General features: G+C 73.8%; 19 protein-coding genes. 4 read left to right on the top strand and 15 right to left on the bottom strand.

Going from position 1 to position 21073, the window contains the following annotated elements; translation table 11 throughout:
* Positions 1 to 21: 21 nt before the first annotated feature.
* On the bottom strand, positions 22 to 633 hold the full coding sequence (locus AC4H2S_RS07760; protein ID WP_491496386.1) for a TetR/AcrR family transcriptional regulator: 612 nt from the start codon (positions 631 to 633) through the stop codon (positions 22 to 24).
* Between the two features lie 45 nt (positions 634 to 678).
* Between AC4H2S_RS07760 and AC4H2S_RS07755 the strand changes: the two genes are divergently transcribed.
* Complete coding sequence (locus tag AC4H2S_RS07755; RefSeq protein WP_491496385.1) at positions 679 to 1542, top strand: hypothetical protein; 864 nt, start codon at positions 679 to 681, stop codon at positions 1540 to 1542.
* On the opposite strand, the gene AC4H2S_RS07750 is transcribed toward AC4H2S_RS07755, so the two are convergent.
* From AC4H2S_RS07750 to AC4H2S_RS07720, 7 genes are all read right to left on the bottom strand, one after another.
* Positions 1523 to 1987 carry a deoxycytidylate deaminase gene (locus AC4H2S_RS07750; RefSeq protein WP_491496384.1) on the bottom strand — a complete coding sequence of 155 codons (465 nt, stop codon included), beginning with the start codon at positions 1985 to 1987 and terminating at the stop codon, positions 1523 to 1525. The two genes, AC4H2S_RS07755 and AC4H2S_RS07750, sit on opposite strands and share 20 nt — an antisense overlap.
* Entirely contained in the window at positions 1984 to 2400 is a 417-nt protein-coding gene (locus AC4H2S_RS07745; protein ID WP_491496383.1) for a VOC family protein, read from the bottom strand. The genes AC4H2S_RS07750 and AC4H2S_RS07745 overlap by 4 nt, the downstream gene beginning before the upstream one ends.
* A gap of 1 nt (position 2401) precedes the next feature.
* A complete protein-coding gene (locus AC4H2S_RS07740; protein WP_491496382.1) occupies positions 2402 to 3157 on the bottom strand; it encodes a GNAT family N-acetyltransferase in 756 nt (251 codons plus the stop codon).
* Entirely contained in the window at positions 3154 to 4368 is a 1215-nt protein-coding gene (kynU, locus tag AC4H2S_RS07735) for a kynureninase (protein WP_491496751.1), read from the bottom strand. Before kynU ends, AC4H2S_RS07740 begins: the two co-directional genes overlap by 4 nt.
* Positions 4369 to 4408: 40 nt before the next feature.
* On the bottom strand, positions 4409 to 6100 hold the full coding sequence (gene ilvD, locus AC4H2S_RS07730) for a dihydroxy-acid dehydratase (protein WP_491496381.1): 1692 nt from the start codon (positions 6098 to 6100) through the stop codon (positions 4409 to 4411).
* The gene (locus AC4H2S_RS07725) at positions 6097 to 6771 is read right to left on the bottom strand and encodes a helix-turn-helix domain-containing protein (protein ID WP_491496380.1); all 675 of its coding nucleotides are present in this window, start codon (positions 6769 to 6771) and stop codon (positions 6097 to 6099) included. The genes ilvD and AC4H2S_RS07725 overlap by 4 nt, the downstream gene beginning before the upstream one ends.
* A 409-nt stretch (positions 6772 to 7180) precedes the next feature.
* On the bottom strand, positions 7181 to 8284 hold the full coding sequence (locus AC4H2S_RS07720; RefSeq protein ID WP_491496379.1) for a WD40/YVTN/BNR-like repeat-containing protein: 1104 nt from the start codon (positions 8282 to 8284) through the stop codon (positions 7181 to 7183).
* 61 nt (positions 8285 to 8345) lie between these two features.
* On the opposite strand from AC4H2S_RS07720, the gene AC4H2S_RS07715 reads away from it, so the two are divergent.
* Genes AC4H2S_RS07715 through AC4H2S_RS07705 form a run of 3 tightly spaced genes read left to right on the top strand, consistent with a single transcriptional unit; the run spans position 8346 to position 11041 of the window.
* A complete protein-coding gene (locus AC4H2S_RS07715; protein WP_491496378.1) occupies positions 8346 to 8918 on the top strand; it encodes a PadR family transcriptional regulator in 573 nt (190 codons plus the stop codon).
* A 48-nt stretch (positions 8919 to 8966) separates the two neighbouring features.
* Positions 8967 to 9878, top strand: coding sequence for an EamA family transporter (locus AC4H2S_RS07710; RefSeq protein WP_491496377.1), 912 nt, complete (start codon positions 8967 to 8969; stop codon positions 9876 to 9878).
* Positions 9875 to 11041 carry a PQQ-dependent sugar dehydrogenase gene (locus tag AC4H2S_RS07705; protein ID WP_491496376.1) on the top strand — a complete coding sequence of 389 codons (1167 nt, stop codon included), beginning with the start codon at positions 9875 to 9877 and terminating at the stop codon, positions 11039 to 11041. Before AC4H2S_RS07710 ends, AC4H2S_RS07705 begins: the two co-directional genes overlap by 4 nt.
* Positions 11042 to 11104: 63 nt before the next feature.
* Here the strand turns inward: AC4H2S_RS07705 and AC4H2S_RS07700 are convergent, their stop codons facing one another.
* The 7 genes from AC4H2S_RS07700 to gatB all read right to left on the bottom strand — a co-directional run bounded on the left by AC4H2S_RS07700 (position 11105) and on the right by gatB (position 21072).
* Positions 11105 to 11929 carry an ECF transporter S component family protein gene (locus AC4H2S_RS07700; protein ID WP_491496375.1) on the bottom strand — a complete coding sequence of 275 codons (825 nt, stop codon included), beginning with the start codon at positions 11927 to 11929 and terminating at the stop codon, positions 11105 to 11107.
* Positions 11926 to 13575: an ABC transporter ATP-binding protein gene (locus AC4H2S_RS07695; protein ID WP_491496374.1), complete on the bottom strand. Its 1650-nt coding sequence runs from the start codon at positions 13573 to 13575 to the stop codon at positions 11926 to 11928. The genes AC4H2S_RS07700 and AC4H2S_RS07695 overlap by 4 nt, the downstream gene beginning before the upstream one ends.
* The gene (locus tag AC4H2S_RS07690; RefSeq protein ID WP_491496373.1) at positions 13572 to 14672 is read right to left on the bottom strand and encodes an energy-coupling factor transporter transmembrane component T; all 1101 of its coding nucleotides are present in this window, start codon (positions 14670 to 14672) and stop codon (positions 13572 to 13574) included. Before AC4H2S_RS07690 ends, AC4H2S_RS07695 begins: the two co-directional genes overlap by 4 nt.
* Positions 14673 to 14678: 6 nt before the next feature.
* A complete protein-coding gene (locus tag AC4H2S_RS07685) occupies positions 14679 to 15812 on the bottom strand; it encodes a hypothetical protein (RefSeq protein WP_491496372.1) in 1134 nt (377 codons plus the stop codon).
* Positions 15809 to 17686: a hypothetical protein gene (locus AC4H2S_RS07680; protein WP_491496371.1), complete on the bottom strand. Its 1878-nt coding sequence runs from the start codon at positions 17684 to 17686 to the stop codon at positions 15809 to 15811. The genes AC4H2S_RS07685 and AC4H2S_RS07680 overlap by 4 nt, the downstream gene beginning before the upstream one ends.
* A 304-nt stretch (positions 17687 to 17990) precedes the next feature.
* Entirely contained in the window at positions 17991 to 19400 is a 1410-nt protein-coding gene (locus tag AC4H2S_RS07675) for a prenyltransferase/squalene oxidase repeat-containing protein (RefSeq protein ID WP_491496370.1), read from the bottom strand.
* Between the two features lie 163 nt (positions 19401 to 19563).
* Positions 19564 to 21072 carry an Asp-tRNA(Asn)/Glu-tRNA(Gln) amidotransferase subunit GatB gene (gene gatB, locus AC4H2S_RS07670; RefSeq protein ID WP_491496369.1) on the bottom strand — a complete coding sequence of 503 codons (1509 nt, stop codon included), beginning with the start codon at positions 21070 to 21072 and terminating at the stop codon, positions 19564 to 19566.
* Position 21073 lies beyond the last annotated feature (1 nt).

Here is a 21073-nt window from a genome sequence, read left to right as displayed (position 1 = left end):
CGGCCAGGTGCGCGTGCCCGGCTAGTGCGCCGCTGGTGGTCCGGGCGCGAGCAGCCGACGGACGGTGTCGACGAGGACGTCGCGCTGCCCCGCCGCGGTGAACGACTCGTCCACGGCGAGGCGGCCCAGGAAGCCGTCGATCACGACGAGCAGCCAAGCGGTGAGGTCGTCGGCCGACAGGTCGGTGCGCGCCCGGCCCGCGGCCTGGGCCCGGGCGACCCAGGGGCCGAGGCCCTCCTCCAGCACGCGGGTGTCGCGGGCGAGCGCCTCCTCGACCTCGCGCTCCCCCATCACCGCCCCGACCGCCCGCACGAAGCCCGCGAGCCGGGGGTCGGTCATCTCGTCCGCGGTGTGCGCGAGGTGCGCCTCGATGACGGCCATCGGGTCCTCGTCGGCCGACCGCGCGGCGAACCACGCCCGGGTCTCCTCGGTGCCCAGCTCCAGGATCGCCAGGAGCAGCGCCTGCTTGGTCGGGAAGTAGTGGAAGAAGGTGCCCGAGCCGATGCCGGCCTCCCGGCAGATCGCGGCCGTCGACGTGCCGGCGTACCCCGTGGCGGCGAAGCACGTCAGCGCAGCGTCGATGATCAGCAGCCGACGGGCCAGGTGCTTCTCGGGGTCGACGGTGCGAGCCACGGGTCACTTCCCTTTCTTGGAGTACGCGCTCTAGTATTGCATCCCATGGGGGACATCGAACGCTGGCACCTCGTCGACGGCGACCACGAGCACGAGGTCACCGTCGCGCAGGGTGCGCTCACCCGCGAGGTGGTGTGGACCCGCGACGGCACCGAGGTGGGTCGCACGAAGACCTCCGACGACACGATCGTCCTGGCCCCGAAGGGCGCGGACGGTGCCGTACGCCTGAAGTGCGGGATGTTCGGTCCCACCCGCCGGGTCACGCTGCACGAGGGCGAGGCCGAGGCGCACACGGGCCTCGGCGGCACCGACCTCGAACCGGCGGCCGGGTCACGGCCAGCGAAGCGAGCCGAGTGGATCGGCGCCCACCCCCACCTCCACACGGCGAGGCAGACCGCGAGCGCCGCCGCCGGCGTCGGGGTGCCGATCCTGCTCGTCTGGCTGCTGAGCCTGGTGCCGTGGCCGAGCGTGGACATCCCGTGGCCCGACATCCCCTGGCCCGACGTGACCCTGCCGTCGATCCCGTGGCCCGACCTTCCGTCGATCCCCTGGCCCGACATCACCCTGCCCTCGATCCCGTGGCCCGACCTTCCGTCGCTGCCGGCGTGGACCGAGCCGGTACGGAAGCTCCTGGTGCCGGTGCTCATCGCGTTCTTCATCGCGCGCGGCGAGGTGAAGCGTCGGCGCCGGGCCGAGGAGAGGGCCAAGGAGGCCAAGGAGGCCACCGGGGCGAAGGCGGCCACGGGGGCAAAGGCCAAGGAGGTTGAGACGGAGGCCGAGACGGAGGCCGAGACGGAGGCCGAGACGGAGGCCGGGACGGAGACCGAGACGGAGACCGAGACGGAGGCGCTGGGCCTTGAGTCTCCTGGAGACTCACGGCCCAGTGCGGTCACCGACCCCAGGCCGTGAGGCCCTCGCGGTCGTGCTCGCCGCCGGGCCAGACCGCGCGCACCACGCCAGCCGCGGCGAGGGCCTTGCGGCAGCCCGGGCAGGGCGGGTCGGTGATGTAGGCGGTGGCCCCCTTGGTGTCCCGGGTCGCGAACAGGAGCGCGTTGACCTCGGCGTGGATGGCGATGCAGAAGCCGGGCGTGCCGGGCCGGTCGTAGTCGCCGAGGCCGGGCACGTCGTCGTAGCCCAGCTGGCCGCGCGGGCACGCCCCGGCCAGGCAGTCGTCCTCCCCCGGCGCGGCGCCGTTGTAGCCGGTGGCGATGATGCGGTGCTCGATCGTCAGGACCGCGCCCACGCGGCGGCGCGTGCACTTGGCCCGGGCGGCCACGGCGTCGGCGATGCCGAGGAAGTAGTCGTCCCAGCCGGGGACGACGTGGCCCGGGCTCGTGGTGGTGGGTGTGCTCACGGGAGCACAGACTGCCCGATCGCACCGGGGTTGTAGGCCACTTCCCAGCGGAATCCGTCTGGGTCGGCGAAGTAGCCGGAGTAGCCGCCCCACTCCCGCTCGGTGGCCTCGCCGACCTGTGCGGCGCCGGCGATGCGCGCCTGCTCCAGCACGGTGTCCACGCCGGCCTTGGTGGCGAGGTTGTGGGCCAGGGTGATCGGGGGGACGCCGCCGCGCGTCGGGGTGTGGCCGACCTCCTCGACGAAGAACGACTCGGCCCAGAGGCTCAGCACGACCTTGTCCGCGACCCGGAACATGAGCACCTCGCCGACCTCGTGGAGCTCGGGCTCCCAGCCGAGGCCGTCGACGTAGAACTTGCGGGTGACCTCGAGGTCACCCACGACGAGGGTGATGAAGCTGAGGCGCTGGTCCATGTCACTGCTCCTGGGGGGCGTCGGGCTGGGGCGGACGGGCGGCCAGGCGGACGCGCTGGCGCCCCATGGCGTCGAAGTTGCGGTCGTCGAGCCAGTCGGCGAGCGCCTGGCGCACGCGCGGCCACTCGCGGTCGGTGATCGAGAACCAGTCGGTGTCGCGGTTGCGGCCCTTGAGCACCACGGCGTTGCGGAACCGACCCTCCCAGATGAACCCCAGGCGGATCGCCGCACGCCGCGAGGGCGCGTTGAGGCTGTCGCACTTCCACTCGTAGCGGCGGTAGCCGAGGTCGTCGAACACGTGACGCATGAGGAGCGCCATCGCCTCGGTCGCGGCGCGGCTGCGCTGCAGTTGGCGGCCGAACGCGATGCCGCCCACCTCGATCGTCCCCAACGCGGGGTCGATCCGCATCAGCGAGCAGAAGCCCGCAGCCCGGCCGGTCTCGACGGGGACGATGGCGTACATCACCCGACCCGGGTCGGCGACGGCGTCCTCGACGATGGCCGCGAGCTCGTCGCGCTCGCGCGGGCGCTCCCACGCGAGGTAGGTCCAGATCGGTTCGTCGTCCGCGCCGCAGAGGGCGGCGTAGAGGTCGTCGACGTGCTGGGGTCCCGCCGGCTCGAGGCGCACGCCCTGCCCGGCCAGCACCGCCGCGGGGTCGGGCCGGGCGGCCGGTGTCCACTCGACCGGACGGCCGATGCGCTGACCGTGGGCGTTGGTCCGCGGGGTGCCGCCGGGCGCGGCGGTCGGCTCGCTCATCGCGCGGTCTCCTGCAGTGCCTCGGCGACCGCGGCGATGCCGCGCTCGACCTCCTCGAACGACGTCGACAGCGGCGAGAGCCCGATGCGCAGGCCGCCGGGGTCGCGGTAGTCGGGGATGACGTCGCGCTGCCACAGCAGCGCGGTGACCTCGCGCATCCGCTCGTGGTGCAGGGTCACGTGCCCGCCGCGGCGCGCCGGGTCGCGGGGCGAGGCGAGGGTGACCTCGGGCAGCGACGCGTCGGCGAGCTCGACGGCGTACGACGTCAGCGCGACGGACTTGGCGCGGACCGCGTCGATGCCGGCCTCCTCGACGAGCTCGAGCATGCCCTGCATCGCGACCATGCCCAGGATCGGCGGGGTGCCGGAGATGAACCTGCGGATGCCGGGTGCCGGCGTGTAGCCGGGGCCCATCAGGAACGGGTCGGCGTGACCCATCCAACCCTGGATCGGCTGGGTGAGCTCGTTGTGGAGGCGAGCGTTGACGTAGCCGAACGCGGGCGAGCCCGGGCCGCCGTTGAGGTACTTGTAGGTGCAGCCCACGGCGAGGTCCACGTCCCACGCGTCAAGGGCGACCGGCACGGCGCCGGCCGAGTGGCACAGGTCCCACAGCACCAGCGCACCGGCGTCGTGGCTGATGCGGGTGAGCTCGGCGGCGTCGGCCAGCCAGGCCGAGCGGTAGGAGACGTGGTTGAGCACGACCAGGGCGGTGCGCTCGCCGACCGCCTCGCGCAGCTGGTCTGCGGTGACGCCCTCGGAGGTGTCGACCTCGATCCAGCGCAGGGTCATCCCGCGCTCGGCGGCGATGCCCTCGGCGACGTAGCGGTCGGTGGGGAAGTTGTCGGTGTCGACGACGATCTCGGTGCGGGCCGGGTCGGTGCGCACGGCGTGGTCGACCGCGGCCCGCATCAGCTTGTAGAGCCACACGGTGGTGGAGTCGCCGACGGCCGTCTGGCCGGCGGCCGCGCCCAGGCAGACACGGGCCAGGTCGTCACCGAGGGTCGTGGGCAGTTGCATCCACTGCTCGTCCCAGCCGCGGATCAGGCGCCCGCCCCAGTCCTGCTCCACGAAGGAGGCCAGCCGGTCGGCCGTGGCGGCGACGGGACGTCCCAGGGAGTTGCCGTCGAAGTAGACGAGGTCGCTCGCGGCACCGACGAACCGCTCCCGGAAGCGGGCGAGCGGGTCGGCGGCGTCGAACTCTGCTGCGGTCATCACGACCGCAACATATCCGCCGCCTCCGCCCGGCTCGACGTCAGTAGCAGACCGCCCCGTGCGCGGCGCTCTGGACCACCTTGCGGTACTTGCCGAGCACCCCGCGGGTGTACTTGGGCGGCAACGGCTCCCAGCCCTCGGCGCGCGCGGCCAGCTCGGCCTCGTCGACGTGCAGGTCGAGGGTCATGTTGGCCACGTCGAGCGTGATCTGGTCGCCGTCGCGCAGGAACGCGATCGGTCCGCCGTCGCTGGCCTCCGGGGCGATGTGGCCCACGCAGAGCCCGGTGGTGCCGCCGGAGAACCGTCCGTCGGTGATCAGCAGGACGTCCTTGCCGAGGCCTGCGCCCTTGATCGCGCCGGTGATGGCGAGCATCTCGCGCATGCCGGGGCCGCCCTTGGGGCCCTCGTAGCGGATCACGACGACGTCGCCGGCGGTGATCGCGCCCTCGGCCAGCGCGTCGAGCGCCTTGCGCTCGCCGTCGAAGACCCGGGCCGTGCCGGTGAAGGTGGAGTCGTCGAAGCCGGCGCTCTTGACGACCGCGCCGTCGGGCGCGAGCGAGCCCTTGAGGATGGTCAGGCCGCCCGTGGCGTGGATCGGACGGTCGAGCTGGCGCAGGATCTCGCCGTCGAGAGGCTTGGGGTCGAGGTCGGCGAGGTTCTCCGCCATCGTCTTGCCGGTGCAGGTGAGGACGTCGCCGTGCAGGTGCCCGGCGTCGAGCAGCGCGCGCAGCAGCACCGGGATGCCGCCCACGCGGTCGAAGTCGGTCCACACGAAGCGGCCGAACGGCTTCATGTCGGCCAGGTGCGGGACGGTGCGGCCGATGCGGGTGAAGTCGTCGAGGGTCAGGTCGACCTCGGCCTCGCGGGCGATGGCGAGCAGGTGGAGCACGGCGTTGGTGGAGCCACCGAGCGCCATGGCCATCGCGATGGCGTTCTCGAAGGCCGGGCGGGTCATGATCTGGCGCGCGGTGATGCCCTGGCGCAGCATGTTGACCACGGCCTCGCCGGACTTGTGGGCGAACCCGTCGCGGCGGCGGTCGACGGCCGGCGGGCTCGAGCTGCCCGGCAGGGACATGCCGAGCGCCTCGGCGACGCTGGCCATCGTGTTGGCGGTGTAGGCGCCGCCGCACGCGCCCTCGCCGGGACAGATGGCCCGCTCGATCTCGTCGACCTTCTCGCGGCTGATCTTGCCGGCCAGGCACGCGCCGACCGCCTCGAAGGCGTCGATGATGGTGACGTCCTTGCCGTCGACCTGGCCGGGCATGATCGTCCCGGCGTAGAGGAAGACGCTGGCCAGGTCGAGGCGCGCGGCGGCCATCAGCATGCCCGGCAGCGACTTGTCGCACCCGGCGAGCAGGACGGAGCCGTCGAGGCGCTCGGCCATCATCACGGTCTCGACCGAGTCGGCGATGACCTCGCGGCTCACCAGCGAGAAGTGCATGCCCTCGTGGCCCATCGAGATGCCGTCGGACACCGAGATCGTGCCGAACTCGAGCGGGAAGCCGCCCGCGGCGTGCACCCCGTTCTTGACCGCCTTGGCCAGCCGGTCGAGGGAGAGGTTGCAGGGGGTGATCTCGTTCCAGCTCGACGCGACGCCGATCTGGGGCTTCTCCCAGTCGTCGTCGCCCATGCCGACAGCCCGCAGCATGCCGCGGGCCGCTGCCTTCTCGAGCCCGTCGGTCACGTCGCGACTGCGAGGCTTGATGTCGGGTCCGTCGGCTGCGTGCGTCATGCCGTCAGGCTAGTAGCCCCCGCTCGGGCCGGTGCACGGTGTCTCACCCGGACGCCGACGCCGAGGCGCTCCTCACGTCGTTCGTCGAGGTGCTCGGCCTCAGCGGCCAGCTGCCACCTCGACGGATGGTCGTCGGGCGTGCCGTGGAGCAGGCGCTCGAGCCGGCGCCAGAAGGGGCACGTGGTGGCCCGGATCGACGGGTCCCGTCGCGCCCGCGAGCGGTCGCGCACCCGGTAGTACTCGACCATCGTCGTCATCAGCTGACGCGGGGTCCACCACCCGGTCGCTCGCAGGTCGGCGTGGGCGGGGAACCGGCTCCCGCCGTGCTTGCGCGCTCCGTCGTCGCGCATCGGCGTCACCTCCTCCCCCGTCTCCTCGTCGCGGTACGTCACGGTGAGCCGGGCCATCCGGAGCAGCTCGTGGAGCACGCACGCCCGCGGGCTGGTGCGGCCGGTCTCCCAGCGAGCCACCACCGACTGCGAGACGTCGATCAGGGCGGCCAGGCCCCGCTGGGAGACCTCCAGGATCCGCCGGACCCGGCGGACCAGCCCGGGTATCCCGCCGTCGAACGGCCCCATCCCGAACCACTCCCACTCCTCCTCGGTCCACACCGCCATCTCCGCGTCGGACACGTCATCGCGCCACGTGATGCGTGCTGTATCCGTCCCCATCGCCGGCCTCCTGGTCACGATCGCCTCGTCACGACCCATCACACGCCCGGCGACCGACAGGAGCGGCGCCCTTTCCACAGGGCTTCTCGAAATGCCCGCGCGCCCGCGCCTGTGGACGTTCCCCGGTCCGCGCCCGGAGGCTGCCCGCGCCCACCTCGTCCCTGCTGTGCCGTGAGTCTCTGAGGGACTCACGGCACAGCAGCGCGGTCGGCGGGCACCCCGGAGCGCGCCTTGGGCCTTGAGTCGCTCAGAGACTCAAGGCCCAGTAGTGGCGGGGGCGGGGATGCGCGGGGGTGGGGGTGCGCGGGTGGGTGCGCGGGTGGGTGCGCGGGTGGGTGCGCGGGTGGGTGCGCGGGTGGGTGCGCGGGTGGGGGTGCCCGGCTCGCGTGGGGTGGCCGGGCGACCCGCGTCAGGGGAGCTTCACGGCGCGGACGACGAGCACGTCCGGCAGGTCCTTGTGGATCTCCTGCCACGACGCTCCCTCGTCGGGCGAGGCCCAGACGCCGCCGTTGCGACCGCCGAAGTAGAGGCCGGGGACGTCGTGGTCGTCGACGCACATGGCGTCGCGCATGACGGCGGTGTAGTAGCCGTCGGGCAGGACGCCGTCACCCAGCGGCTCCCACGATGCGCCGGCATCCGTGGTGCGGTAGACCCGGGCGCAGCCGTCGACGGGCCAGCGGGCCTCCGCGCCGGTGATGGGGAAGTTGTAGGCCGTGTCGCCGCGGTGCGGGTGGGCGACCATGGCGAAGCCGAACTCGGTGGGCAGGCCGGGGGCGATGTCCTGCCAGGAGGTGCCGCCGTCGTCGGAGCGGTAGACGCCACCGTGGTTCTGCAGGTAGAGCCGCTCCGGGTCGGCGGCGTCCCTGGCGACCTTGTGCACGCACTGGCCGAACTCGGGATAGTTGCGCTCGCCGGGGAAGAACTCGGCCTTCACACCGGTGTTGGAGGGCTGCCAGGTCTCCCCGCCGTCCGCGGTGACGTAGACGCCGCCGGTGGACAACGCGGCCAGCACGCGCGAGGGGTCGTCCGGGTGGGGGAGGATCGTGTGGAAGGCCTGGCCGCCGAAGCCCGCGTTCCACTCCGCGCGGTGCGGGTGGTCCCACAGTCCGCGCACCAGCGAGAACGTCTCGCCACGGTCCTCGGACCGGAAGACCGCGCCGGGCTCGGTGCCCGCCCACACCACCTCGTCGCCGCCGTCGCCGGACGGTCCCGGCTGCAGCTGCCACACCCGGGCCACGGTGGCGCCGGTGTCCTCGGGGAAGCGGACGGCGCCGTTGGGCGTCTCGTCCCACGTAGCGCCGAGGTCGTCGGAGCGCCAGACCTGCGGGCCGAGCCAGCTCGACGAGGCCCCCGCCAGCAGCCGCGGCGCACTCCCACGGGTGTCGGCCATGACGGAGTAGACCTCCTCCATCGGGAAGTGGGGGCCCGTCCAGTCCCACGACTGCCGGGACTCGTCCGAGGTCCCGAGCCACATCCCCTTGCGGGTTCCGACCATGAGCAAGGTGCGCGACACGTTGGCCCTCCGGCGTCGAGACGATGACTATTCCGATTAGGAACACTACTCTCGGAGGATCATGCGTCAAGACCTTCCGGTGACCGGCTACGCGATCCTCGGCCTCCTCACGTTCGGCGACGAGCTGACGGGCTACGAGATCAAGCAGCGCGCCGACATCACGCTGCGCTTCTACTGGGTCTCCCCCGCGATGAGCCAGATCTACACCGAGCTGCGCCGCCTGACCGAGCAGGGCCTGGTGCGCGCCGACGCCCGCCCCGAGGGCGGACGGGAGGTGACGTCGTACGCGATCACCGAGGCCGGACGGACAGCGCTGCGCACCTGGATGGACCAGACGCCCGCCGGGTTCCCCGTCCTCAAGCACACGGTGCTGCTGCGGCTGCTGATCGGCCACGTGGGCGAACCGCACCAGACCAGGCAGATGCTGCGCGACTACATCGACGAGCTGCAGCAGGCCGCGTGGGACCTCGCCGACGTTCGTGCGGCGCTGAGGGGGTCCGACGGGCCCGGGGAGCCATTCCGGTTCCCCTCGCTCGTGGCCGACTGGGGCCTGGACTACTTCGCCGCCGAGCAGCGGCACGCGCGCCGGGCGCTCCTCGCCCTCGAGGACGACACGGCCGAGCAGCCCGACTGAACAGGGCTGTTCAGCCGGCTGACGAGCCGGGCTGAATAGGGTGGCCGGGTGACCCGGCGACCCAGCAGCGCCCTGCTCGGGCCGGTCGGCCTGGTGCTGGTGGGCATCTTGTCGGTGCAGCTCGGCGCGGCGATCGCCAAGGGACTCTTCGACGAGATCTCCCCCACCGCCATGGTGTGGCTGCGCCTGATCACCAGCGCGCTGGTGCTCCTCGCCCTCACCCGGCCCCGGCTCCCCGGCCGCACGCGGCGGGACTGGCTGGTCGTGCTCGGGTTCGGCGCCAGCCTCGCCACGATGAACTGGGCGATCTACCAGTCCATGTCCCGGATCCCGCTGGGGATCGCGGTGACGATCGAGTTCATCGGGCCACTGTCGCTCGCGATCCTCGGTTCGCGGCGCGCCCGCGACCTCGTCTGGGTCGGGCTGGCCGGTGCCGGGGTCGCGCTCCTCGGCATCGAGCGCACCGGCCTCGACCTCGTCGGCGTGGCCTGCGCCCTGCTCGCCGGCGCGGCCTGGGCGGCGTACATCCTGCTCAGCGCGAGCACCGGTCGCCGCTGGGAGGGGCTCGACGGGCTGGCCGTGGCCAGCGTCGTCGCGGCGGCGGGGATGACGCTGCCCGCGCTGATGAGCGCCGGTACGTCGCTGTGGGACGGCCGGGTGCTCCTCCTCGGAGCGCTGGTGGGACTGCTCAGCTCGGTCATCCCCTACAGCTGCGAGCTGGTCGCGCTGCGCAGCCTGCGCCCCGCCGTCTTCGGGATCCTGATGAGCCTCGAGCCGGCGGCCGCGGCGCTCGCCGCGATCGTGGTGCTGCAGGAGCACCTCTCACCGCTCCAGTGGCTGGCCATCGCCTGCGTGGTGGCGGCGTCCGTCGGCGCCACCCGGTCGGGGTCCGCCCCGGGTGGGCCGCCCGGAGGCCGCGGCGAGGAGCATTCGACGGCACCCGGCACACTGGCGACATGACGAGCAGCCCCCTGAGATCGCGACTGCTCCTCGGCTCGCTGGCCCTGACGCTGGGCGCCGTGGCGGGCTGCGCGAGCACCGAGCCCGACCCGATGCCCCGCACCACGCAGCCGACGGACCTGCCCGAGCAGCCGACGCCCTCCGACGCGCCGGACGAGTCGGGGTCCGCGTCGGAGTCGGCGGGGGCGTCGTCCGGACCGCCCGAGGTCGTCGACACCCTGGTGGAGGACCTGGAGGTGCCGTGGGGGGTCGACTTCCTGCCCGACGGCACGGCCGTGGCCACCGAGCGCATCTCCGGCCGGGTGCTCAGCATCGACGAGGACGGCGAGGTCGCCACGCTCGGCACGATCGCGGACGCCGCCCCCCAGGGCGAGGCAGGGCTCCTCGGCGTCGCCGTGTCGCCGGACTACGACTCCGACCGCACACTCTTCCTCTACCTGACCACCGCCACCGACAACCGGGTCGTCAAGGCCCGCCTCGACGGCACCCGGCTCGGCAGGCCCACGGTCGTCCTCGACGGCATCCCGGCCGGGTTCATCCACGACGGCGGCCGGATCGCGTTCGGTCCCGACGGCTACCTCTACGTGACGACCGGCGAGACGGGCGACCCCGAGCTCGCCCAGGACCCGGACAGCCTGGCCGGCAAGATCCTCCGGATCACCCCCGACGGCGACCCGGCGCCGGGCAACCCCGACCCCGACTCCCCCGTGTGGTCGCTGGGCCACCGCAACGTCCAGGGTCTGGCGTGGGACGACGAGGGCCGGCTGTGGGCCTCGGAGTTCGGCGACTCGGAGTGGGACGAGCTCAACCTCGTCGAGAAGGGCGGCAACTACGGCTGGCCCCGGGTCGAGGGGGCGGGCGACGACCCGGACTACGTCGACCCGCAGGTGGTCTGGCCGGTCGAGCAGGCCTCGCCGAGCGGACTGGCGTTCGCCGACGGGCACCTCTGGATGGCCGGCCTCCGCGGCCAGCGACTGTGGCGCATCGCGGTCTCCGAGGACGGCACGGCGTCCAAGCCGCGCGCCTTCCTCACCGAGGACTTCGGCCGGCTGCGCACCGTCGCCGCCGCGCCCGACGGCCTGCTCTGGGTCACCACCTCCAACCGCGACGGACGTGGCCAGCCGACCCCGGCCGACGACCGCATCGTCCGCGTCCGGCCCTGACCCGTCCGGCACCCACCCGGTCGGGACCCCGGCACCGACCCGGCGCTGATCGGGCCGCGCGGCTCAGCCCGGACGTACGACGGCGCGGCGGGCCGCCCGGCGCAGCGTGGTGAGGATCGCTGGACCCAGCACCACGATGGCGATGCTCGTCGTGATCGCGCGGCCGGTGTCCCAGCCGCCGGTGGAGGTGAGCAGGGTGTAGACGAGGAACCGGTGGGCGTTCTCGAGCAGCGGCGCGCCGGCAACGTAGGCGAGCGAGCCCTCGTGGCCCGGGACGACGATGCCGAGCGCGAACGGCCAGAAGCTGAGGTTCATCAGCATGCCGAAGAGGTAGGACGCGACGACCGCGTAGGCCACCAGCATGGCGATCTCGGCGCGACCGCCGACGCGGCGGGGCAGCAGGCCCGCGCCCATCCCGACCCAGGCCGAGCAGATCATCTGGAACGGCAGCCACGGCCCGACCCCCGCGGTGAGCAGCGCCGACGCGAAGATAGAGGTGCACCCGAGCACGAACCCGAACCCCGGCCCGAAGACCCGCCCACCCAGCACCAGCAGGAAGAACACCATCTCGATGCCACCGGTCCCGGCGCCGAGTGCCCGCATCACGGCGTTGATGGCGGACAGGACGCCCAGGACGGCCAGGACGCGGGCGTCCATGCCGCCCTCCCCCATCTCCGCGAGGACGACGACCATCACGAGGGGCAGCAGCGCGAGGAAGAGGAACGGCGGCTCGACGCGGTCGCCGGGCTGCACCTCCAGCAGGAGCGGCCAACACAGCATCATCAGCCCGGCGACGGAGGCGAGGACGAGCACGGCCGCCGTGCGCGGCCCGATGGGCAGGGCGACCGGGGGCGGGGCGCTGGGGCGGCGTCGCTCGACGGTGCTCATGCGCCCTCCCCGGTGCCGTCGCGCGTTGCTGCCCGGTCGGCCAGCGCGGCGGCGACCTCCTCGACGACGAGCCACGGCGGGCCGAGCACCTTGGTGACCTGGGGGGCGAACGACGGCGACTCGGCCAGCACCCGGCGCGGCGGGCCGCTCGAGACGACCTCACCCTCGGCCATCACGACCACCTCGTCGGCGACGTGGGCCGCGAACTCGACGTCGTGGGTGGCCAGGAGGACGGCGTGGCCGTCGTCGGCGAGGCCGGCGACGATGCGGGCCAGCTCGGCCTTGCCGGCGTAGTCGAGGCCGCGGGTCGGCTCGTCGAGCAGCACGACGGGCGGCCGGGCGGCCAGCACGATGGCGAGCGCGAGGGCGAGCCGCTGTCCCTCGGACAGGTCACGGGGGTGGATCGCGTCGTCGATCCCCGGGGCGAGGCGGTCGAGCAGCGCACGGCAGGTGCCGGGACCGGCGTCGGCACCGATGTCGGCCGCCGCGCACTCCTCGGCGACGGTCTCGAGGTAGAGCAGGTCGGCGGCGGTCTGCGGCACCAGCCCGACGTGGGTACGCCGCGCGGCCGGCGCGAGCGCGGCGGGGTCGTCGCCTGCGACGTCGACCGAGCCCGCGCGTCGCTTGCCAGAGCCCTGGAGCGCCCAGATCAGGCTGGACTTGCCCGAGCCGTTGCGGCCCATGAGGACGGTGACCCGGCCCGTGGACAGCGTGAGGTCCACCTCGCGCACGGCCACGTGGGAGCCGTGGACGACCGTGACGCCGCGGGCGACGAGCAGGGGGTCGGCGGCGGACTGGGGCGCAGGCGCGGCGGGCGTGAGCTCGGGGAGCGAGCGGGCGCGCCGGCGCGCGTCGCGCACGGTGAGCGGCAGGGGATCCCAGCCGGCCAGGCGGCCGAGCTCGACCAGGGGCGGAGCGACCGGTGAGTCGGCGAGCACGACCTGCGGGTCGTCGACGCGGATGCCGCCGTCCCCCGTCACCAGGCAGATCCGGTCGGCGAACGGCACGACGCGCTCGAGCCGGTGCTCGGCCAGCAGCACCGTCAGGCCCAGGTCGTGCACCAGCCGGGTGATCGTCGCGAGGACGTCCTCGGCGGCGGTCGGGTCGAGCGCGGAGGTCGGCTCGTCGAGGACCAGCACCCGCGGGTTGGTGGTGAGGACCGCGCCGATCGCGACCCGCTGCTGCTGACCGCCGGAGAGGGTGCGGAGGTCGCGGGCCCGCAGGTCGGCGATGCCCAGCAGGTCGAGGGTCTCCTCGACGCGGCGTCGCATCGTCTCGGGGGCGGTGCCGAGCTGCTCCATGCCGTAGGCGAGCTCCTCCTCGACGGTGTCGGCGACGAAGCCCGCGAGCGGGTCCTGCCCGACGTAGCCGACGAGGTGCGCCCGCTCGCGCGGCGGCTGCTCGACGATGCTGCGCCCGTCGAGCAGGACGTCGCCGGTGAGCACCCCGCCGGTGAAGCGCGGGACGAGGCCCGTGACGACGCCCAGGAGCGTCGACTTGCCCACCCCCGTGCGGCCCGAGACGAGCACCAGCTCGCCCTCCTCGAGACTCAGGTCGACGCCGGCCAGGACCTGGCGCCGGTCGTAGCGGAACCCGACGTCGCGCAGCTCGATGACGCCGCTGCCCGCGGCACGTGGCGCGCTCATGCCGCCGCCTCCCGTCGCACGGGCGCCGTGGCAGGCACCGGGGTGGCCACGGCCGGGAGCGTGCCGAGGACACCGAGCAGCAGGGCGAGCGGCGAGAGGTAGGGCGCGACGTCCACGCCGGGGTAGGCGACCGCGACCTGGGTGTGGCTCACGTACCAGGCCAGCACGGCGACCGTGACGCCCACGCCGACGGTGAACAGCTCGGGTCCGCGCCACGGGTCGGGGCGGTAGCGGGTGCGCTGCACCCGCCGCCCGGAGCTGACCATGCCGAGCACCGCGACGCTCGCGCCCGCCGCGAGCATCGGGAGTGCGAGGACGCGGGGCGCGGTGGGGTCGAGCCAGGCGTAGGTGCCGACGCAGATGCCGGTGAGGGCGAGCAGCAGGAGCGATCCGGTCGTCCAGCGCTCGCGAGGTGTCGCGTCGCCCGAGCGGCCGTAGCCGCGGGCGTCCATCCCGGCGGCGAGCGCCAGGGAACGCTCGAGCGCGTCCTCGAGCACCGGCACCAGGAAGCGGCGCAGCCGTCCGACACCCGAGGTCGCGCCGCCGCGGAGCGCCTGCGCGGCGCGGACGCGGCGGGCGCTGTCGGCGAGCTGGGGGAAGATCGTCACCGCGACGACGAGAGCGGTGCCGATCTCGTAGAGCGCGGGCGGCACCGACGCGAGCAGTCGCTTGGGGTTGGCCAGCGAGTTCGCGGCGCCGACGCACAGGATGATCGTGGCCAGCCGCAGCCCGTCGTACAGGCCGGCGAGCAGCGCCTCGCTGGTCACCGGCCCCAGCAGCCGGACGCCGGCAGCCCAGTCGGGCAGCGGCACCTCCGGCAGGTCGAGCAGCACGTGACCGACCTCCTGGCCGCCGAAGACGATGCGGAAGACGACCCGCAGCACCACGGTGAGCACGGCCAGGAGGACGTAGAGCCGGAAGGACCGGCCGAAGGGATGACCGGATCGGCGCGCCATCACCACCACCGTCGCCGCCCCCATGACGAGCAGCAGCAGCAGCGGGTTGGTGGTGAGCGAGGCAGCGGTGGCCAGCCCGATCGCCCAGGTCCACCAGGCGAGCGGGTGCAGGTCTCGCGGCAGCGCCGCCGATCCGGTCACGAGGCGTCAGGCCCCCCGTCGGCGGCGCGCCACGACCGCGCTGACCGCGATCGCGACCGCGAGCATCCCGAGCACGCCCCAGGTGAGGGCGGCCGGCACCCGCCCGGGCGCGTCGGCGCTCGTCGGGGCCGTCTCGGAGGACGCGCCCGGGGCCGGGTCGGCAGAGGCACCGCCGTCGGCGCTGGACGCTGAGTCTCCCGGAGACTCATCGCGCTCGGAACCCTTCGAGCCCTTGCCCGTGCCCTTGTCGGAGTCCTTGTCAGAGTCCTTGTCCGCCCCCTTGCCGTCGCCGCCCGAGCCCCCGTCGGGACCGTCGGACTCGGCGCCGCCCGGACCCTCGCTGCGCCGTGAGTCTCCTGGAGACTCATTGTCCAAGGAGGGCGCGGAGGAGCCGCCGGACGCACTCGGCGACGACGACGCCGACGGACTGGAGCCGCCCCCGGAGCCGGAGCCGCCGCTGCCGCCGGACCCGCCGGAGGTCGTGGCGGGACCGCTGGGCTGCGAGCCGCCGCCCGAGCCGCCGGAGCCACCCGACCCGCCGCCGGAGCCGCTGCCGGAGCCGCCGGTGCTGGGCGAGGCGGTCGGGGAGCTGCCCTGCGAGGGCGACGACGTCGGGGACGACGGCGACGGGGAGGACGTCGGGGTCGCGGTCTTCGTCACCGGGGGCGCGAGGCCCGGCGGGACGTTGGAGCCGGCCGTCCGGTCCTGCTGCCACGACCACGCCACCGACCCGCCGGCCGGCACGGTCTGCGAGCCGATGCCGGCCGCGGAGTAGGTCCACGACGCCTTCGACCCGTCGGCCCACCACATGCCCCAGTAGGCGTTGGGCGGCGAGGTGTTGACGCACGGGTCGCTCGCGGGGACGCCGTTGACCCGGCACACGAAGCCGGGCTGACGGGTGGCGTAGGTGATGCCCACCCCGACCGAGGCGAAGATCGCCGCGGCGCTCTTGCCGCCCCCGTCCGCCGAGCAGGCCGTGACCATGCTGCCGCCGAGCTCGCGGTAGTCGACGACCACGCTGACCCCGCCTGAGGAGGTGCAGGTGGCGGCGCCGGCCGGGGACGTGGCCCCGAGGACGACGCCCGGGGCGAGGACGAGCAGCAGCGCGACGAGCAGGCGGCGCGCGGCGCGGGCGGTCACCGCGGGGCCACCGTCGTCGAGCCGGAGCGCAGGGCGGCGAACTGCCCGACGGCCCGGATCCGGACCTTCGCGCGTCCCTCGGGGAGGGCGACACGGGCGAGGAACCTGCCCTTGGCGTTGGCGCGACCCGTCGCGACCGTCGTGCCGGCGATCCGCAGGCGCACCTTCTCCCCCGCGGCGAGGCGGCGGACCAGCACGCGCGTGCGGGGGCCGTCGCTGGCGAGGGTCGACACGGCGAGCGTCTTCTTGCCGAGCACGCGGACCCGGCCGGTGGCCCGGCCGTCCGCCCCGGTGAGCACGTACGTCGCCGCACCGGTCGTGCGCGGCAGCCGCACCACGCGGGTCAGCACGCCGTCGGAGCCGACGACGACGGTGGCGTCCGCGATCCCGGGACCACGGAGGGCGAAACGGGCGCCCGGAGCCGCGCCAACCACCTCGAGAGCCACCTTGCTGCCGGCCTTGCGGAAGCCGCTCGGCCCGGCGAGGCGGACGCCGGCGACCGACCCGCGCGCGGACTCGGCTGCGCCGACGAGCACGGTGTGGCTGGTCGCGCCGTCACGACCGGTGAGCGTGTAGGTCGCCGCGCCGGCGACGGCGGGAAGGCCGACCCTGGCGCTCAGGGTGCCGTCGGAACCCACGACGGCGGTGCGGCTGCCGTCGATGCCGGGCCCGGTGAGGCAGAAGCGGTCGCCGGCGGCCCCGCCGGTCGCGGTGAGGGTGGCGGTCGACCCCGGCTCGCTCCCGGCGGAGGTCACCGTGAGCGCCTTCGCCGAGCCGCGTGCGTTGGTCAGGCCGGCGACGGCCTGCACCGTCGCGCGCCACCACTGGTCGCGGCCCGCTCCGATGCCGGCGGTCGCGGCACCGTCCAGCGCCGCCCGGTCGTAGGCGAGCGCGCCCTCCTCGTCGGCCAGCGGCGAGCCGGCCGGCTGCTGGCCGACCTGGAGCGTGGCGACCCAGTCCGCTGCGCGGCCGGACCGCTCGCAGGCGCCGGTGACGGCGAACGCGCTCGCGGCGAGCCCGGTGCTGTTGGTGTTGGGGTCGGGGGTGAAGGGGCTGCCGCCGAACGAGCCGTCGGCGCGCTGGGTGGCCGCGAGCCACCCGACGGCCCGGGTGATCGCCCGGTCCACCGCCGCGGGTCGCGGCGACACCGCCGCGAGCTGGACGACCGCGAAGGCGGTGGCGTCGGTGTCGGCCGGGTCGGTGCCGTCCGCGCACGACTGGTCGGCCGCGGTGGCGTCGGGGGTGAAGAGGACGCGGAAGTAGCCGGAGGCGCACTGCTGCTGCAGCAGGAAGTCGGTGGTGGCGGCGGCCTTGGCCGACCCCGCGACCGACAGGCCGCGCACGGCCAGGGCCTGACCGAAGAGGTTGGCGTAGTCGCCGTAGGCCGACTGGTCGCGCAGGCGGCCCGCGCTCGGACCGCTCGCGACGACCCGCGCCTCCGTCTGGGCGACGAGATCGAGGCCGCCGTAGGTGCGCGGGTCGGCGCCGGAGACCTGGGCGAAGACCATCGCCTTGGCCAGCGAGCCGGCGTAGCGCTCGGTGACGGACGGCGCTGCGTACTCCTCGATCCGGCCGGCGAGCGAGGACCGGATCTGGCGCACCATGGCCTGGTCGCCGCCGACCTCGTCCATGCTGAGACCGATGTCCATGGTCAGGCCGAGGTCGTCGAAGTCGTAGGTGTCGTTGTGGATGACGCCGCCGGTGAGCTGCGTCGCCAGCCATCCGGTGGCCGAGCGCGCGGCCCCGGATGCCGGGGCACCCGTGGTGGTGCCGGCCGCCTGGGCGGGCGGGGCGAGGAGCGGCTGCGCGAGAGTGGCAGCGGCCAGGGTGAGAGCGAGACCCGACAGGGCGGATCCCGACGCGGAGAACTTCATGGTTCCTTCCCTCGCTGCGACAACGAGGGAAGGAGGCATCAGCCGGTCCGCCCTCGCTGCATTCCTCGACAGCGATGGTGATCAAGACGCGTCGAGGCGGGTGTTCCGGCTCGCACGGGATCGCTCCCGTGCCCACGGTTGCGGGTCAGCGCCGGTTTCGGACCGGCTTTCCCCAGCTCGGGCGTGTGTGGTGCCGACCCGGTCGGGACGGCCCGTGCAGCGTATCCCCCGGCGCTGCCCGGACGCACCTCGGCCCGGCGTCGTGGGACGCCGGGCCGAGGTGGTGGTGCGGGTCAGGAGTGCGTCAGTTGCGCACCCGCAGCGACGTACGCGCCTCGTCGTCCGCGGTCTTCACGAGAGCCACGCGGCGCTGGTTGCCGGTCGGCAGCACGAGCTTGCGCACGATCTTGCCGCCGTTCTTCTTGCCCGTCAGGTGCAGGAAGTCGCCCTTGACCTGCAGGCAGGCGCTCTCACTGGGAGCGAGGCCGAAGACCCGGAACTGGACGCGGTCACCGGCGCGGGCCTGCTTGCGCACCGAGACGATCCGCAGCTTCTCCGTGCTCGCCGGGGCGAACTGGAGACCGAGGATCGCCTGGGCGGTGGCCCGACGCCACTCGTCGCGGGCCGTGGCAGGGATGCCGGTGGTCTCGGCGGGCGCGATCTCCTGCCGGCGGTAGGCCACCGCCCCCGTGTCCTTGGTGAGCGCGGTGCGGCACTTGAACTTGTCGACCGGCTGGTTCTTGCGCACCCACAGCGCGGCCTTGAGCGCCGCGTCGCGGTTCTTCAGCAGGCCGAGGGCGTAGCCGCCGAGGGCCGTGGTGTTGGTGTTGATCTTGCTGACCGGCGCTGCGGCGCGGAACGCACCGCTCCCCCGCTGGCGCTTGGCCAGCCAGGTGCCGGCCTTGGCCAGGGCGCCCACGACGGCCGGGCTGTCGTCGCCCGACTCGACCAGGTTGATCACCGCGATCGCGGTGGCGTCCGGGTCGGCCGCGCTGCCGGCCGCGCCCTCGGTGCACGACTGGTCGGGCACGTCGGCGTTGGCGAAGGTGTTACGGAAGTAGCCCGACGCGCACTGCTGCTTGAGCAGGAAGTCACGCGCCGCGGCGGCCTCGGTCGACTGGGCCAGCGTGAGGACACGCGCGGCGTAGGCCTGGCCGATCACGTTGGCGTAGTTGCCGGACGCCGACTTGTCGAAGATCCGGCCGGCGATGGCCGCGGCCTGCGGCTGGGCAGCGGGATCCGCCGGCACGTCGGCGGTGCGCTCCTGGAGGCGGGCGATGAGGTTGACCCCGCCGTAGCTGGTCGGGTTCTGCTTGGCGGTCCAGGCGAACACGGCGGCCTTGGCCAGCGGACCGGCGTAGGACTCCGTGGTGCCGTCGCCGACGTAGTCGGCGATGCGCGGCTCGAGGGAGTTGTTGATCGCCGTGATGGTGCCGCCCTGACCGGCGACGGTCGAGAGCCCCAGGCCGGTGTCGACGGTGAGGCCGAGGTCCGGGCCGGACGAGCCGACGATCAGCCCGTTGCTGAGCTCTCCGGCCAGCCATTCTGCGGCGATCGTGGACGGGGTGCTGTCGGTGTTGACTGCGGCCTTGGCGGCGCGCAGGGCAGGCGTGGGCTCCGCCGATGCGGGCGGAGCGGCGAGTACGCCGACCCCCAGGGCTGCGGTCGACAGGGCGACCAGAGCCGTGCGGACGGGTCGAATGCGATGGTGCATGACTTCCTTCCCGCTCGCAGAGGTCGTCGCGACCGCATGCCGCGGCCGACCACTCCCCCGGTGCTGCGAGCGTTGGTTGGTGATGTGACCAATGTGACTCGCAATCACCCTAACAAGTTGTCTAGACCTGGCGGTCAACCGCCGAATCCGACGAAAGTCGCACTCAGGTGAGCTTCTCCAGGATCAGCTCGCGGACCCGTCCGGCGTCCGCCTGCCCGCCCATCTCCTTCATCACCGCGCCGATGAGGGCCCCCGCCGCGGCGACCTTGCCGTCGCGGATCTTGTCGGCCACGCCGGGGTTGGCGGCGATCGCGTTGTCCACCGCGGCGCCGAGCGCGCCGTCGTCGGAGACCACCGCGAGGCCGCGCTTCTCGACGACCTCGTCGGGGGTGCCCTCGCCCGCGAGGACGCCCTCGAAGACCTGGCGCGCGAGCTTGTCGTTGACGACCTTCTCGTCCACCAGCGCCTGGATGCGCGCCACGTCGGCGGGAGTGATCGGCAGGTCGACCAGGTCGACGCCGTCCTCGTTGCTGCGGCGGGCCAGCTCGCCGAGCCACCACTTGCGGGCGGCCTGCGGGGCGGCCCCCTCGGCGATGGTCTGCTCCACGAGCCCCAGCGCGCCGGCACCGACGGTGTCGCGCATCTCGAGGTCGGTGAAGCCCCACTCGGCCTGCAGCCGCGCCCGGCGCACGGTCGGGTTCTCCGGCAGCGTGCCGCGCAGCTCCTCGACCCACTCGCGGCTCGGAGCCACGGGCACCAGGTCGGGCTCGGGGAAGTAGCGGTAGTCGTCCGCGTCGGACTTCTCCCGGCCGCTCGTGGTGACGCCGGTGTCCTCGTGCCAGTGGCGGGTCTCCTGCAGGATCGTCCCCCCGCCGCTGAGGATCGCGGCGTGCCGTTGCATCTCGAAGCGCACCGCCCGCTCGACGGAGCGGAACGAGTTGACGTTCTTGGTCTCGGTGCGGGTGCCGAGCGTGCCGCTGCCCTTGGGCGCGAGCGAGAGGTTGACGTCGGCGCGCAGGTTGCCCTGGTCCATCCGGGCCTCGGACACGCCGAGGGCGACGATCAGCTCTCGCAGCTGGGCGACGTACGCGCGGGCCACGTCGGGCGCCTTGGCCCCCGCGCCGAGGATCGGGCGGGTGACGATCTCGATGAGCGGGATGCCCGCGCGGTTGTAGTCGACCAGCGAGTAGTCGGCGCCGTGGATGCGGCCGGTGGAGCCGCCGACGTGCAACGACTTGCCGGTGTCCTCCTCCATGTGGGCGCGCTCGATCTCGACGCGGTACGTCTCGTCGTCGCCCCCATCGACCGGCACAGTGACGTCCATCCAGCCGTCGAAGGCAATCGGCTCGTCGTACTGCGAGGTCTGGAAGTTCTTCGGCATGTCCGGGTAGAAGTAGTTCTTCCGGGCGAACCGGCACCACTCGGCGATGTCGCAGTTGAGCGCGAGGCCGATGCGGATCGCGGACTCGACGGCCTTGCGGTTGACCACCGGCATCGCCCCGGGCAGCCCGAGGCAGGTCGGGCACACGCCCGAGTTGGGCTCGCCGCCGAACACGGCCGGGCAGCCGCAGAACATCTTGGAGGCCGTGTTGAGCTCGACGTGGACCTCGAGGCCGAGAGCCGGGTCGTAGGCCGCCAGCACGTCGTCGAAGGGCATCAGGGTCTCGGTCACG

The organism is Nocardioides sp. Z13_37, from assembly GCF_058355585.1.
Note: the sequence above shows the minus strand (reverse complement) of the source record. Positions and strands in the feature narration are given on the sequence as shown.